The sequence below is a fragment of the Streptomyces sp. NBC_00654 genome, from assembly GCF_026341775.1.
In the GTDB taxonomy this organism is placed as follows: domain Bacteria; phylum Actinomycetota; class Actinomycetes; order Streptomycetales; family Streptomycetaceae; genus Streptomyces.
The window spans coordinates 485,222-499,530 of record NZ_JAPEOB010000002.1 but is presented as its reverse complement, the minus strand read 5'-3'; the positions used below and the strand labels follow the sequence as shown (position 1 = coordinate 499,530).

Sequence of the window (14,309 nt, the reverse complement as noted above, 5' to 3'; positions counted from 1 at the left end):
GGAGCTCAGCTTCGACATCGAGACCGGCTGGGCCGCTATACACACGGCACAGGGCCAAGAACTTCCCAGTGAGCCATCACCTGGCGCAGACGCCGGCGGTGGTCAGCAATCAAGTCGTCCGGCGGGACGAGCGGAATCCGTATGGTGACCATGGACCCGGACTCGTCCCCGGCAGCCTCGGCGCGGTTGAATGCTCAGGTGGTGAACTGGGAGATGTACGACTGCTACGGGGACGCCGCCCTCTCATGTGAGCGGTGTACGGGAGCGAGCGCCTCTGTCTCCGGTGCGGTGCCACAGCCCGATCAAGGCGACAGCGACTGTGCGGCTGACGCTGGAGACAGCCTGCCACCCAGTCACCGCATGCGCGCTGCGGCTAGGCTTTCGCCGCCGCGCAGTGTCCCGGCGGCCGTCGGAGAGGGTTGATCATGCAGTTCACCGTGGTGAGGTGGGAGAGCGAGCTGCCCGTCGGCTACGACGGTGCGTACCTGATTCCCGACAACTGGAACGACTACGGTTTTGTGACCACGTTCGAGTTGGGCATCAAGCGACCCGCGGCGAAGCCGGTCTCCATCGGCGCCGTTCGGATCGCGCACCAGGACATGGCCCGCAACCCTGGCGACGAATTCTGGCGTACGGATGAGCGATTGCCCCAGCAGTTCGAGGCCCTGGGCGAGGAGTACTTCAGCCTTGGGACGCGGGACACGTACTACGAGGCTCTCAACGATTTCGCCGACGAGACCAGATCGACGATTCTCACCGCGCTGCGCGACATCGCCTACGACTACAGCGTGGACCTCCTCAACCGGGTACGGGACCTGCGCGTGTACCGCAAGTCCCTGCTGCGCGACGTCACCCACCGCGACGCCGAGTTGGAACGTCTCCACCTCATCGCGCATGGCCGCCGACGCGTTGTCGACTTCCATTGGAGCTATACGCCCACCACCCCGGCGGGCTCCCACCACGCCCCCTCGACCCTGGACTTCCACGCCAGCCCCACCTCGCTGCCCCCGACGAACGTTCACGCCCTGATCGGACGCAACGGAGTGGGCAAGACCAGCATGATGCGCGGGATGGCGCTGGGTGTGGCCGGCGGGCAGATCGAAGTCGCGCAGTCCGCCGCACAGACCGCCAAGTTCGCACCCAACGTCGTGCTGGTGTCCTTCAGCGCCTTCGATGATCTGCTCAACGATCCTGTCCCCTCACCGCACTTCACCTACATAGGCCTGCGCGACGGAAACGACCCTCGGCGTCTCAAGACAGGGGCGGACCTGGCCGAGGAGTTCGCGAGCAGCCTCGCGATCGCCCGCATCGGTGCCCGGCGCGAGCGGTGGGAGAAGGTCATCAGCACCCTCAGCTACCCGGAATCCGGGTTCCTCGACGACTTCGGCGGCGATCTCGGCAGCCTGCTCACGGAGGGCTCCGACCGCCGGTTCCGCGAAGAGGCCGTCGGCCTCTTCGCGCCCCTCAGCTCCGGACACAAGATTGCGCTGCTGACGCTCACGCGGCTCATCACCGAGGTTGCCGAACGGACGGTCGTGTTCATCGACGAGCCCGAGGCGCACCTGCAGCCCCCGCTGCTCTCCGCCTTCGTCCGAGCACTGTCGGACTTCCTCTCAGAGCTCAACGGGATGGCTGTGGTCGCCACTCACTCACCCGTCGTTCTCCAGGAAGTGCCCGCATCGTGCGTGTACAAGCTGCGCCGCTACGGCGACGTCCTCACCGCGGAGCGCCCTCAGGTGGAGACCTATGGTGAGAACGTCAGTGAACTCACCCATGAGGCCTTCGGCCTGGAGGTCACGGCGACAGGCTTCTACGCGGCACTGGCCGATCTGGCCGAGAGTGGCCTGAGCTATCAGGAGATCGTGGAGCGGTTCGACTCACTGGGAACGGAAGCGCGGGGCCTGCTGAGGGTGATGACGCTCCGAAGGGATTCGGCGACCTCATGATTCCTCTGGATCCTCCGAAGATGAGAGTGAAGGACACTCTGGCCGCCAGCTGCGCCGGGATACGGGAAGCCGCTCTCAAGGACAGACTGCTGGACAGGGAAGCCGACTTGACGGCGGCCGAGGAGAACTACACGGACGCGGGGGCCAGCGGTGGCCTCTACCTCCTCGCCCTCGCCGGGCAAGCCGGCGAGAAGCTGAAACCGGACCCTGACGGAGCCCTCCTGCGGGATGTGTACAGCAGGGGCCTCGTCGCGCGGACGGAGGGGCGGGTCAGATACGACGAGCTCAAGGCGAGGGCACCGTTCGGGCGGTGCCTGCTGTGCGGGAACGGTGAAGTCGGCGCTCTGGACCATCACCTTCCGAAGGACTCGCTCCCGCTCTACACCATCTGCCCGGCCAACCTCGTTCCCGTGTGCGGCACATGCAACCTCGCCAAAGGCAACCGCATCGGAACCTCTCCCGGCGAACGGACGCTTCACCCTTATTACGACCGGCCGGGCACCACGGGCCGCTATCTCATGGCAGACGTCTCCAGCTGGACCGTACAGTTCCGGATTCAGCCGCTGCCCGACTGGGACTCCGAACTCAGGCAACGTGTCGACCACCACTTCCGGTCGTTCAAGCTGGCGGAACGGTACGCCGAATTCGCCGTCTCGCCGCTCACATCCCAGCAGTGGCTCCACAGATCCATCTGGCGGGCAGGCGGGTCCCAGGCGCTGGCCGCGCACCTGAAAGAGGACGCCGACCATCATGCCCGCACACACGGCCCGAACATGTGGGACACCGCGCTGCGATACGGCCTCGCGGACAGCGACTGGTATCTCAGCGGCGGCGTGAACCAGGACCTGTAGCTGGGGACGTCCGAGCGTACGAGCGTACGGGCCCGGCGCACACCGCGGACCGCACACCGCGGGCAGCGGTCCGCGGCAGAAAGTCAGTCCACTTATCCGGAATTGGACTTGGTTCGGTCGCGATTGGCGTCGTTATGGTCGCGGCATGCGTATCCATGTCGTAGACGCCTTCACCGACCGGCCCTTCGCCGGCAACCCCGCGGGTGTATGCCTGCTCGATGCCGGAGACTGGCCTGAAGTCTCCTGGATGCAGCAGGTTGCCGCCGAGATGAACCACTCGGAGACCGCCTTCGCACGTCCGCTTCCCGCTGACGAGGGCGTCGAGGGCGCCGACTGGGAGATTCGCTGGTTCGCCCCGCTCGTCGAGACCAACCTGTGCGGCCATGCCACATTGGCCACGGTGCACACGCTGCGCAGGGAGCGAGGAGTGGTCGGCGAGCTACGGTTCCGCAGCAGGTTCAGCGGCATCCTCACCGCCCATGCGCACGAGGACGGCCGCATCACCCTGGACTTCCCGGCCGCGCCCGGCACCGAGGCCCCGGTGCCGGCGGGCCTCGCGGAGGCCCTGGGGGTGAAGCCGGAGGCAGCCTTCCGCACCGGTGCGCTCGGCGATCTGCTGACCGTCCTGCCCGACGAGGCCACCGTCCGGGCGGTGACCCCCGACCTCGACGCCGTAGCCGACGTGACCCGCCGCGAGAGCCTGCGCGGCATCATCATCACAGCCCCTGCGCCCGGACCCGGCCTTGAGTACGATTTCGTCTCCCGCTTCTTCTCACCCGCCGAGGGCATCCTGGAGGACCCGGTCACGGGCAGCGCCCACACCGCACTGGCCCCGTACTGGTCGGCGCGGCTCGGGCGCAACGGGCTCACCGGCCTGCAGGTCTCCACGCGCACCGGGCTCGTCAGGACCGCCGTGCACGGCGACCGCGTCCATCTCACCGGAAACGCGGTCACCGTCCTTGAGGGAACCCTGCACGTGTGAAGCTCCAGCCGAGGACGGGGAAGGGCTGATGATCAAGGTCGGCGGGTGAGCAGGGGACGCGGATCGTCGAAGCATTCGTCCCGGTCGTCCTGCTCCGCCCGGTCGGATCCCCTCGCGGTATGGGGCACGGGGCATGGGGCACGGGGCATGGGGCACGGGGCATGGGGCGTGAGGCGGGCCGCATCGGAGCCGCCGCCCTTCCGCGCCGAGGATTCACGTGGTCACAAGCGTTCAACGCGTACATACCCCGGTCACGCGGGCCCCTTCCCGTAGCTGTGGGAACGGTGCGCACACCTACTACTACCTCGTCGCGACCACCGACGGGCCGGGTATGCGCAACATCCCCCGGCATTCTCAGCAGCGAACGCGAGGCCCCGGCCGGCCGGGTTGCGTGCCTCCGGTCGCGTCGCGGCGCTCAACGAAGAGGTGTGACCCACTGTCGTACGAAACCGGCCAGGACGGCGCGTGAGCTTCAGGAATCCACCGCTGCCCGGTCGGACTCGCTGCGAAGAACGCAGAATTCGTTGCCTTCGGGGTCGGCGAGGACTGCCCAGCCGGAGCCATCGGGGTTCCGGTGATCGGCGACAAAGGTGGCACCGATCCCCAGCAGCCGTTCCACCTCCTGATCACGCGAGGTCTCAGGGCGCACACACAGATGGATCCGGTTCTTGGTCCTCTTGGGCTCGGGCACCTGGTTGAAGTACAGCATCGGGCCCTCCGCCAGCAGCACCTGCGTCTCCCGATGCCCCGGTTCGTCCTCCGGATGCAGGGGCCGGCCAGTCACCCTGCTCCAGAACCGGGCCAGTTCGTAGGCATCCGCACAGTCAATCGCCACGTTCTGCAATACCGAAACCATGGGCGCCAGCCTTCCCGATTTCGACTCCGGACGCCACCGACTTGCGCGCCCGCTCGCGTGCACAGCCGCTGCGTTCGCCAACGCTCTCCACGACACCGAGCCCCAGCATGCGACGCCCTGATCCGAGGTGTCCTCACCCGTCGGCACGCACCGTGGCGCTGCGGTGCTGCGACCCTGCGACCCTGCGTCCGGAAGCCGAAGCCGAAGCCGAAGCCGGGACCCGGGATTCAGGACCCGGGACACAGCCTCCTCGGGCTGAGGTCAGTCAGCCTCGGCGGAGTCGAGGTGGCGGGTGTCACCGAGGCTGACGACTTGCCGGTTGTGGAAGAAGTCGTCCTCGCGGAGTGTGGTGATGCTGCCGGTGGGCGCCCGGAAGTCGGCATAGCCGGCCGACTCGATCGGCATCCTGATCCAGGACGCCACGACACATGTCAGTGAGCCGCCGTGCGTCACGATGACCTGGTGCTCGCAAGGGCTCTGCAGGATCTCGTCCATGGCCGCGTAGACGCGCTGCGCCCAGGCCGCCTTGGTCTCCGCACCCTCCACACCCTCGTCGTGTTCCATCCGCTCCCCGACAGCCGGCGGTGGGATGAACCGCTGGTCCAGCCATTCCTGCGGCCTGCCCCCCGCCACACCGTAGGACTTCTCCCGCAGCCTGCGGTCCAGGACCGGCTTCACACCGAACACCTCGGCTATCTCTTCGGCCGTCCGCAGCGTGCGCAGCAGATCGGAGGAGAACAGCTCCATCTCCGCGTCGTGCGGGATCCGGGCCCGCAGCGCCTGGGCAATGGAGACCGCCGCGCGGACGCCGGCGGGTGTCAGCCGCGAGTCGTGCCATCCGCCGACGACTCCTTCGACGTGGTGGGTCGCCTCCGGATGGGTGACGACGTAAAGAGTGCGCATGGGTGCGGGCCTCCTGTAGGTAGCGTCCTGCCTGGTTGCAGGCTGAAACGATCGAGGGCCGACGTGAAGGGGTACCGCATCACGAAGCAGGATATCTACGCAACTCGCTTGCGAAGCCTGCGATACTCTTGCGCGCATGACGCGACGACTTGCTCAGGTGGCCAAGAAGGTGGGAGTCAGCGAGGCGACGGTCAGTCGTGTCCTGAACGGCAAGACCGGTGTCTCCGAGGCGACGCGCAAGTCCGTCCTCACGGCGCTGGACGTGCTCGGGTACGAGCGGCCCACACAGTTGCGCGGTGAGCGGGCGCGGCTCGTCGGCCTCGTGCTGCCGGAGCTGCAAAATCCCATCTTCCCGGCGTTCGCGGAGGTCATCGGCGGTGCGCTGGCGCAGCAGGGGCTGACTCCGGTGCTGTGTACGCAGACGAAGGGCGGCGTTTCCGAGGCCGACTACGTGGACCTCCTCTTCCAGCAGGGGGTCTCCGGCGTGATCTTCGCGGGTGGTCTGTTCGCGCAGGAGGACGCCCCGCACGATCACTACCACCAGTTGGCGGAGCGAAGCATCCCGGTGGTCCTCATCAACGCCTCGATCGCGGGGCTCGACTTCCCCTGTGTCGCCTGTGACGACGCTGTCGCCGTGGAGCAGGCCTGGCGTCACCTCGCTTCCCTCGGCCATGAACGGATCGGGCTCGTTCTCGGCCCCGGTGACCATGTCCCCTCGCGCCGCAAGCTCGCGGCGGCCCGCGCCGTCGCGGAGGCCGCGGGCACGAAGCTGCCCGACGAGCACGTCGTACGGTCGATCTTCTCGCTCGAAGGAGGACAGGCCGCGGCCAACCGCCTTCTGGAGCGAGGGGTCACCGGGATCGTGTGCGCCAGCGACCCGCTGGCGCTGGGCGCCATCCGCGCCGCACGCCGGCGGGGACTCGCCGTTCCGTCGCAGGTCTCGGTCGTCGGTTTCGACGACTCCGCGTTCATGAACTGCATCGAGCCGCCGCTCTCCACCGTGCGTCAGCCCATCGAGGCGATGGGGCGGGCCGCGGTGGAGCTGCTGTGCGCGCAGATTCAGGGCACGCAGACGGAACCCGACGAGCTCCTCTTCGAGCCCGAGCTCGTCGTACGGGGATCGACGGCGCCGCCGCCCGCCGGCTGACGGCCCATCACCCCCCTTCCGTCCCTCCTCGCGTCTCCTCCTTCTTTCCCGGCTCCGGCTCCGGGAGGCCCACCGCCTCCCGGAGCCGGAGCCGTTCTCCCGTGAGGACACCCCGAACCCTCCTGCCGCAGACCGCAGACCGCAGACCGCCGTTCGCCGCACTGAGCGGTTGAGCTGACCTGCGGGGATGCGTCGCCGCTCGCCCGGGTTCTGTCGCGGCTGTTGACAAAGCGGTGACCTGCTAGAAACCTGACCCTTCGACGATGCAAAAAATTAACTGAAATGCTCAATATATTGGTAGAGCGTCGTCATTCATCGCCAGAATCCTCCTTCCCGACCCTGCTCATCTTCCTGGTCTTCCAGCGCAACATCATGAGCGGCCTCACCGACGGCGGCCTCAAGGGCTGACCGGCGCATGCCGCCCCCGGCCACGAGCCCCGCACCCGGAGAACACCCGAACTGCCCGAAAGGACCGTCACATGGCAGCCCCTCACTTGCTTCGCACCGACGACTGGTGGCGCGACGCCGTCATCTACCAGGTGTACCCGCGCAGTTTCGCCGACGGTGACGGTGACGGCACCGGAGACCTCGCGGGTGTCCGGGCGAGACTGCCCTACCTCGCCGAACTCGGCGTCGACGCGGTCTGGTTCACGCCCTGGTACCTCTCCCCGCTGGTGGACGGCGGCTACGACGTCGCCGACTACCGCACCATCGACCCCGCCTTCGGTACGCTCGCCGAGGCCGAGAAGCTGATCGCCGAAGCCCGGGAGCTCGGCATCCGGGTCATCGTCGACATCGTCCCCAACCATGTCTCCGACCAGCACGCCTGGTTCCGTGCCGCACTGGAGGCCGGCCCCGGCAGCCCCGAGCGGGAGCTCTTCCACTTCCGGCCCGGCTGCGGGGAGAACGGAGAGCTCCCGCCCAACACCTGGCCCTCCCAGTTCTCCGGGCAGACCTGGACCCGCGTCGCGGACGGCGAGTGGTACCTGCACCTCTTCACCCCCGAACAGCCGGACCTCAACTGGGCCCACCGGGCGGTCCGCGCGGAACACGAATCCATCCTCCGCTTCTGGTTCGAGCGCGGAGTCGCGGGCGTACGGATCGACTCGGCCGCCCTGCTCGCCAAGGACCCGGCACTGGCCGACTTCACCGAGGGCGTCGACCCCCACCCGTACATCGACCAGGACGAACTCCACGACATCTACCGGTCCTGGCGCGCCATAGCCGACGAGTACGACGGAGTCTTCGTCGGCGAGGTCTGGCTGCCGGACACCGAGCGCTTCGCCCGCTATCTCCGCCCCGACGAGCTCCACACCGCGTTCAACTTCAACTTTCTCGCCTGCCCCTGGGCCGCGGACCGGCTCCGCCGGACCATCGACGACACCCTCGCCGAACACGCCCCCGTCGGCGCCCCCGCGACCTGGGTCCTGTGCAACCACGATGTGACCCGCACGGTCACCCGCTACGGGCGCGAGGACACCGGCTTCGACTTCGCCACGAAGGCCTTCGCCACCCCCACGGACCTCGGCCTCGGCACCCGGCGCGCCCGCGCCGCCGCGATGCTGACCCTCGCCCTGCCCGGATCGGTCTACCTCTACCAGGGGGAGGAACTCGGTCTGCCCGAGGCCGACATCCCCCGCGACCGCATCCAGGACCCCATGCACGCCCGATCCGGTGGCACCGACCCCGGGCGGGACGGCTGCCGTGTCCCGCTGCCCTGGAACGCCGAAGCGCCTTCGTACGGATTCGGTTCGACGTCCGAGCCATGGCTGCCCCAGCCCCGGGACTGGTCCCGCTACGCGGTCGACCGGCAGCGCGCGGACCCCGGTTCGATGCTCGCGCTCTACCACGAGGCCCTCCGGCAGCGCAGAACCGCCGAGGGCTTCGGCGACGGACCGCTGACCTGGCTCCCGGCCGGCGACGGTGTCCTGGCCTTCACCCGCGGGCATGGCCTGATGTGCGTCGTCAACCTCTCCGACGAGCCCGCCGCCCTCCCGGCGTACGGGGAACTGATCCTGTCCAGCGGCCCACTGGACGCCGAGGGCCGGCTGCCCCGCGACACGGCGGTGTGGCTGCGCTCCCCGGCACCGGGACGGACGGCGATCGAGGTGACGGGCGGGAACTCCGTGATCATGCCGCTGCCCGGAGGGGAGCCGCTACCGTGACCCCATGTCACACGCTTCCGCGCTCCTCGTCATCGACATGCAGAACGGCCCGGTGGCCATCGCCCACCGGGCCGCCGAGACCGTCGCCGTGATCGTCGGCCTGCGTGAACGCGCCACAGCCGCCGGCATACCGGTCGTCACGATCCAGGACCGGGGTGCCGGGCTGGAGGCCGGGACCGAGGGCTGGCGGATCGTGCCCGAACTCGCGCCCGCCGCCGGCGAGACCGTCGTCCACAAGAGCAGTCCGGACAGCTTCCTGGGCACCGACCTCGACACGGTCCTGAAGGCGCGGGGCATCACCGAGGTGGTCGTCACCGGGTTCGCGACCGAGATCTGTGTGGACACCACGGCGCGACAGGCGCTGAGCCACCAGTACGACCTGGTGCTGGTCGCCGACGGGCACACCACGTCCGTCCGGCCCGACAGCGGCGAGTACGCCGCGCCCGGGCGGTCGATCGCGCACCACAACGAGATCTTCCGGAACCTCGGTTTCCCCGGGCGGAGCATCCGCGTGCTCCCCGCGTCCGAAGTGACCTTCGCCGCGGCCGAGGAACTGCCCGGGTAGGCGCGACCTGGCCACGGCCACGGAACGACCGCTCGCTGTTCCCTCCAGGGTCCGCCTCGCGGAGACCACCGGCCCGGGTGAAGTGAACCGAGCCGATATCGCGGCCGTCCTCGCCGCACCGCTCGCCGAGCCCTCGACAGCGGGCCGGACCCTGGAGCGCGGGAGGCCGTGCCGCAGGCGCACTGGCACGGCCGCGAGGCCTGGCCCGCTGTCCACCGGAGCGGACAACCCGTTCCCTTCCCGCAGTTGACCGCCGGACCACTCCGCGGCGCCCACCACAGTCCGCCGTATCAACCCGTTCGCCGTATCAACCCGTTTGCGGTATCCACTCGTTCATGGTGCGGGAACGCGTCTACTCCGTCGCCCGAGAGCTGTCGCTCTCCGGCCGGGGACGCGGTCGACGGAGCATGATCATCAAGAACGCGGACACTGCGAGCGCGGTCCCGAGCACGATGACCGCAAGGGCCGTGAATTCGATGACGTGCCACGTGGTGCTGGTCCCGGGCCGGCATGTCGGGTCGCAGTCCCATGATGTCGCCCAGCGACCCGTAGCGGACCAGCCGGCCGCCAGGCCGAGCCCGAACAGCGATACACCGGACCAGAACATCCTGCGGGCCGCGAGCAGGTATCCGCGCGAGTGGGTGTCGACCATGGGGCCACGGTCCCAGGCACCGGGGCCGTGAGGCAATACGGCGAAGGTACCGCCGAACCGGTGCGCTCAGTAGTAACACGTGATGCGCAGGTTCCGGAAGACGAACTCGTTGGCCTGTATCGGCATGTAGCGCGTCGGATCGGCCGCGTCCTCCTGGCGCCACCGTTTCCCGGAGCACCGCAGGTGCACGGTCTCGTTCATCGAGTCGTTGCGCACCGTCCCGACGCACACCCAGTCGTGGGCATCGACGTCGTTGCGGGTGTACGCGGCGAAGCAGGCGCCGCGCCGCTCCAGCCGCAGCCGGGCCGCGAGTACGCGCCCGTCGCCGACGGGCGGCCCGTACTGGTTGGTGTCGTAGAGCGTGCCCAGGTTCCAGTTGATCCGGTAGCCGTCGTCCTCGTCGTGCTCGGCGCCGACGAACGGTGGTGCGCCGTGGGGGTCGTAGAAGGCGTCTTTGTCCCGGAAGGACCGCGGGAACCACGGCGAGCCGTCGTCGTTGTACGGCGGGCGGTGTGTGCCGGGGTCGGCGTTGACCGCCGCCATCTCGCACATGGTGGCCTGGGCCGCCACGGCCGAGTCGACCCGCACCTCGGCGGCGAAGTCGCCGCGCAGACCGTGGACCACGCCGAAGCCGCCGCCGCTGTAGAACGGCCAGTCGCCGAGGGCGTCCCAGGTGCGCTCCTCCAGCCCGGCGAGGCGGCGCTCGACCGGGTCGGCGGGCCGGGGCGGCTGGGGGTCGCCCGTGTAGGGGGTGATACGAACGTGGATGCCGTCGTCCTGGAAGACGTGGCAGTACGCGTTGGCCTTGGCGTAGCCGAGCGCGTAGCGGCGGGTGTCGATGTGGGTGCCGGCGAAGGTCTCGTCGAGCCGGCGGGTACCGGGGCGAAGGGTTTCGGCGGTGTCGAAGGTGGACTCCGTACCGACGGCCCACGTATACGGCTGCGCTGCGGCGAGCGCGAAGTCATCGATGCCCCGGTCGGCCCGGGGCAGGACCAGGACGCCGAGCCGCACGTCCTTCGTGTGTCGGGCCTCGCCGAGCCGGAGGCCGAGGCCGGTGGGCCGGCCGTCGGGGCCGATCAGATCGTCGAGGCCGGCGAGGACCAGGTCGAGAGCCCCGTCCCCGAGGGCCGTGTCGAGCGCGCCCGGGTCGGGTCCGGCACCGGGGCCGTGCAGCGTGGGTCCGGTCAGCGCGGTGCCCACATCGAGGTCGAGCCCACGCGCGTGGCGCAGCAGAGCGGGGTCGGACGCGGCGACGACGAGACGTGCGGTGGCGGCCCGGCGGGTGAAGACGTCCATGACGGCGGCGACCGTGTCCGCGCCTCCGGTGCTCACCCGCACCACATAGGTGAGGTCGTCGGGCAGAGCGTCGAGGAGGTCGTCGAGGGCCTCGGCGCGCACGGGCGCGTGGCCCTGGGGCCGGTAGCGGAAGTCCGGGGAGCCGCGCGGTCTGAAGACCGCGCTCAGGTCGAGCGCGCGCAGTCGGGTGAAGGTGAGTTCGCCGACGGAGGCCGTCGAGCCGGCCTGGCGGGGCAGCCCCTGATCGGAGCCGGGCACGACGCGTCCGTCCGCGGTCACGGCGACGTCGAAGACGAGGATGTCGGCGCCCTGGACGTAGGCGGACGTCAGCGCGGTACGGGTGTGGGGCGGGGCGTGCAGGGCGTTGCCGCCGACTGCGGCGATCCTCATGGTGTCGTCAGCTCCTCTTCGCTGATCGGACCGGCGGCGCACACCGCGTAACCCTGTGCGGGGAAGGGCGTGTTCTGCGCGAACACCTTGATCGAGTAGGTGCCGGGCGCCGGGTTGCCGATCCGGACGGCTTCGACCGTGTTGGCGCGGTCGAGCGGGAGACCGGTGAGCTGCGCCACGGCGTTGCGGTCGAAGCCGGGGACCTTGTTGTAGGTGTGCTCCTCGTTGCCGGCATGAATGGTGCCGTCCGGTGTGGTCACCGCGAGGTCGAGGTTGTTCTGCACGGCGTTGCCGGGGCGGTCGGTCCAGGCCAGGACGACTCTCAGGTCGTCGGTGTGGGGGCCGTCCGGCACGGTGAGGCGGTACGTGTGGCTGCCGCGCCGGGTGCCCTCCGGGTCCGCGAACGCTTCGAGCGCGCCGGGATCGGCGTCGGACAGATCGGCCCACACGAGCCGGCGATCCGCCGGCGCGTCGGGGGTGGGCAGGACGATGGCCAGGTCCAGCCGCCCGAAGCCCTGGTCGAAGTCGGGGTAGCCGAGATCCTGTGCGGTGTGCGGCGTACGCAGCGAGGGCAGGCGGCGCGTCGCGGCGATGAGGACGGCTTTCATGAGCGCGGCGGAGGGCGAAGTGAGCCGGCGGACCTCGCGCAGGTACTGCCGGAGGACGGCGGCGGCACCGGCGACGACGGGAGCGGCCATGCTGGTGCCGCCGATGTACATGTAGTGCCCGTCGTGGTCGGGGGAGTCACGCCAGGGGAGCCGCGGGTCCATCCGCGCGCTGCTGCTGCGGGCCGAGAGCACGAAGGTGCCCGGGGCGAGAAGGTGCGGCACGACACTGCCGTAGTCGCTGGGGCCCCGGCTGCTGATCGCGGCAGGCAGGTCGGGGTTGCCGCACACATGCTCGCCGCCGGCCGGCGGCAGCGGGAACTGGGGTTGACGGAAGCGGTTCCAGGTCAGATCGGCGAGGCCGTCGTTGTCGCGGTCGGTGGTGCACGCGCCGACGGTGAGCGCGTTCTTGGCGGTGGCGGGGGTGCCGCAGGTGTTGAACTCATGGGTCCCCTTGGGCGCGACACCGCTGTTGCCGGCCGCGACGATGACGAGGACATCGGGATGCTCGGCGACGAAGCTGTCCACGGCGAGCGAGTACTGGTCGTAGGTGCCCGACAGCGGGTTGCCCCAGCTGAGGTTGATGATGTGGGCTCCCGCGTCGACGGCACGGGTGAGCATCGGGCCCAGACTGGGGCCCACGTGCAGGCGGTTGTCCTCGTCGAAGACGCGGAACACGGCCAGCCGGGCGCCGGGGGCGACACCGGTGATCAGGCCACCGCTCGCCGCACCGGAGCCGACGACGATGCCGGCCACATGGGTGCCGTGGCCGCAGAAGTCGAACGCCTCACCCCCGACCAGGGATTCGTTGACGACGATGCGGTCGACGAGGTCGGGGTGGGTGCCGTCGACGCCGCTGTCGAACACGCCGACGATCTCGCCCGTCCCGGTCCAGGGCACCTGGGCCGGCGGCTCGGCGACGTCGGCCCGCGGTCCGACGCGGTCCACGCCGACCAGCCGGCGGGCATGGTCGGCATAGAGCAGCGGCGGCCGATAGGGGGAGACCTGACGGGTTTCGTCCCGGGCGGCGACGACGGCGAGCAGGTCGCGCCGCCGGTCCCCGGTCAGGTCGGTGCGAAAGCGCAGCATCACATCGACGGCGGCGAGCACCTCGACACCGGGCGTGGCTTCGAGAACGGGCCGGAGCGTGGCGAGGTCGAGGGCATCGTGCACAAGAACGTCGAACGTATCGAGGTAGGGGTCCGGAGCGGCGACGCCCTCGTCGGCGAGCAGCCGCGGACCGGCGGCACCCGGGGCCGCCGGGGCGAGCGCGTCGTCGAGCGCGGGCGTGACCGTGTCGGCGAGGCCCCACGGGCGCACCGCGGTCACCCACGGCAGGCCGGCGACCAGGTCGCGTTGCCCGGGGGTGAGGCGGAGCCGGTAGGTTCCGGGCGGCTGGAACTGTACGACGTGGGCACCGATGCCGGAGAGGACGGCGCGGCGGGTCCGGTCCAGCGGTCCTCGCAGACGTACCAGAAAGGTGTTGTGGTCCGGCTCGCCCGACGGGACGGCAAGGGGCACCGCGCCCTCCGTACCGGCCGCGTCCTGTGCGTACGCGTCCACGGCACGTTCGGTGAGGTCCGCCACGAACTCCGGGTCCGGAGCCGCCCGGTCGGTGGTGCCGGAGGCGCCCGCCCCGCACGGAGGCAGCATGCTCTGCGGGCCGTCACTGCCGGGCGGGGCGTCCGTCGCGGTGGACTCGTTCCGGGCCGCGTGTTCGGCTGTGAGATCGGCGCGGACATCGACGATGCGGCCGGCCGCGCGAAGCCGGGCGATCCGCTCCCCGGAGGTCTCGGCGAGGACGACCCCCTGGTAGCGGTGCGCCCGGTCCCCGACGATCGCCTCGATGCGCTCGGCCTCCGGGTCGGTGTCGAAGTAGACGGCGATGCGGTACTGCCTGTCGGGGGCTCCCTCGGAGTCGGCTCTGCCGGACATCGTGGTCTCGCTTTCG

Annotated in this window: 12 protein-coding genes and 2 pseudogenes; 8 read left to right on the top strand and 6 right to left on the bottom strand. The window is 69.9% G+C overall.

Annotated features, from left to right (window positions below; all coding sequences use genetic code 11):
* Nucleotides 1–35: 35 nt before the first annotated feature.
* Nucleotides 36–155 (bottom strand): annotated as a pseudogene (locus tag OHA98_RS42975) (hypothetical protein); the annotation flags it as partial.
* A gap of 270 nt (nt 156–425) precedes the next feature.
* On the opposite strand from OHA98_RS42975, the gene OHA98_RS22405 reads away from it, so the two are divergent.
* The 3 genes from OHA98_RS22405 to OHA98_RS22395 all read left to right on the top strand — a co-directional run bounded on the left by OHA98_RS22405 (nt 426) and on the right by OHA98_RS22395 (nt 3,779).
* The gene (locus OHA98_RS22405) at nt 426–1,946 is read left to right on the top strand and encodes an AAA family ATPase (RefSeq protein ID WP_266928521.1); all 1,521 of its coding nucleotides are present in this window, start codon (nt 426–428) and stop codon (nt 1,944–1,946) included.
* Nucleotides 1,947–1,966: 20 nt separating this feature from the next.
* Nucleotides 1,967–2,797, top strand: a complete 831-nt coding sequence (locus tag OHA98_RS22400; RefSeq protein ID WP_266928520.1) for a hypothetical protein — start codon at nt 1,967–1,969, stop codon at nt 2,795–2,797.
* 145 nt (nt 2,798–2,942) lie between these two features.
* Entirely contained in the window at nt 2,943–3,779 is an 837-nt protein-coding gene (locus OHA98_RS22395; protein ID WP_266928519.1) for a PhzF family phenazine biosynthesis protein, read from the top strand.
* A gap of 472 nt (nt 3,780–4,251) precedes the next feature.
* Here OHA98_RS22395 and OHA98_RS22390 read toward each other — a convergent pair whose 3' ends face one another.
* Together OHA98_RS22390 and OHA98_RS22385 are read right to left on the bottom strand one after the other, a co-directional pair.
* Entirely contained in the window at nt 4,252–4,635 is a 384-nt protein-coding gene (locus OHA98_RS22390; protein WP_266928518.1) for a VOC family protein, read from the bottom strand.
* A gap of 261 nt (nt 4,636–4,896) precedes the next feature.
* Nucleotides 4,897–5,538 carry a histidine phosphatase family protein gene (locus tag OHA98_RS22385; protein ID WP_266928517.1) on the bottom strand — a complete coding sequence of 214 codons (642 nt, stop codon included), beginning with the start codon at nt 5,536–5,538 and terminating at the stop codon, nt 4,897–4,899.
* Nucleotides 5,539–5,674: 136 nt separating this feature from the next.
* Between OHA98_RS22385 and OHA98_RS22380 the strand changes: the two genes are divergently transcribed.
* The 5 genes and pseudogenes from OHA98_RS22380 to OHA98_RS22360 form a co-directional block, all read left to right on the top strand.
* Complete coding sequence (locus OHA98_RS22380; protein ID WP_266928516.1) at nt 5,675–6,685, top strand: LacI family DNA-binding transcriptional regulator; 1,011 nt, start codon at nt 5,675–5,677, stop codon at nt 6,683–6,685.
* Between the two features lie 282 nt (nt 6,686–6,967).
* Nucleotides 6,968–7,093 carry a hypothetical protein gene (locus OHA98_RS22375; protein ID WP_266931017.1) on the top strand — a complete coding sequence of 42 codons (126 nt, stop codon included), beginning with the start codon at nt 6,968–6,970 and terminating at the stop codon, nt 7,091–7,093.
* Nucleotides 7,094–7,164: 71 nt separating this feature from the next.
* A complete protein-coding gene (locus OHA98_RS22370; RefSeq protein ID WP_266928515.1) occupies nt 7,165–8,850 on the top strand; it encodes a glycoside hydrolase family 13 protein in 1,686 nt (561 codons plus the stop codon).
* A 4-nt stretch (nt 8,851–8,854) separates the two neighbouring features.
* A complete protein-coding gene (locus OHA98_RS22365) occupies nt 8,855–9,415 on the top strand; it encodes a cysteine hydrolase family protein (RefSeq protein ID WP_266928514.1) in 561 nt (186 codons plus the stop codon).
* Between the two features lie 49 nt (nt 9,416–9,464).
* A pseudogene (locus tag OHA98_RS22360) lies at nt 9,465–9,665 on the top strand (hypothetical protein); the annotation flags it as partial.
* Between the two features lie 102 nt (nt 9,666–9,767).
* Here the strand turns inward: OHA98_RS22360 and OHA98_RS22355 are convergent.
* The 3 genes from OHA98_RS22355 to OHA98_RS22345 form a co-directional block, all read right to left on the bottom strand.
* On the bottom strand, nt 9,768–10,067 hold the full coding sequence (locus tag OHA98_RS22355) for a hypothetical protein (protein ID WP_266928513.1): 300 nt from the start codon (nt 10,065–10,067) through the stop codon (nt 9,768–9,770).
* 66 nt (nt 10,068–10,133) lie between these two features.
* A complete protein-coding gene (locus tag OHA98_RS22350) occupies nt 10,134–11,753 on the bottom strand; it encodes a glycerophosphodiester phosphodiesterase family protein (protein WP_266928512.1) in 1,620 nt (539 codons plus the stop codon).
* Nucleotides 11,750–14,293 carry a S8 family serine peptidase gene (locus OHA98_RS22345; protein WP_266928511.1) on the bottom strand — a complete coding sequence of 848 codons (2,544 nt, stop codon included), beginning with the start codon at nt 14,291–14,293 and terminating at the stop codon, nt 11,750–11,752. The genes OHA98_RS22350 and OHA98_RS22345 overlap by 4 nt, the downstream gene beginning before the upstream one ends.
* Between the last annotated feature and the right edge of the window lie 16 nt (nt 14,294–14,309).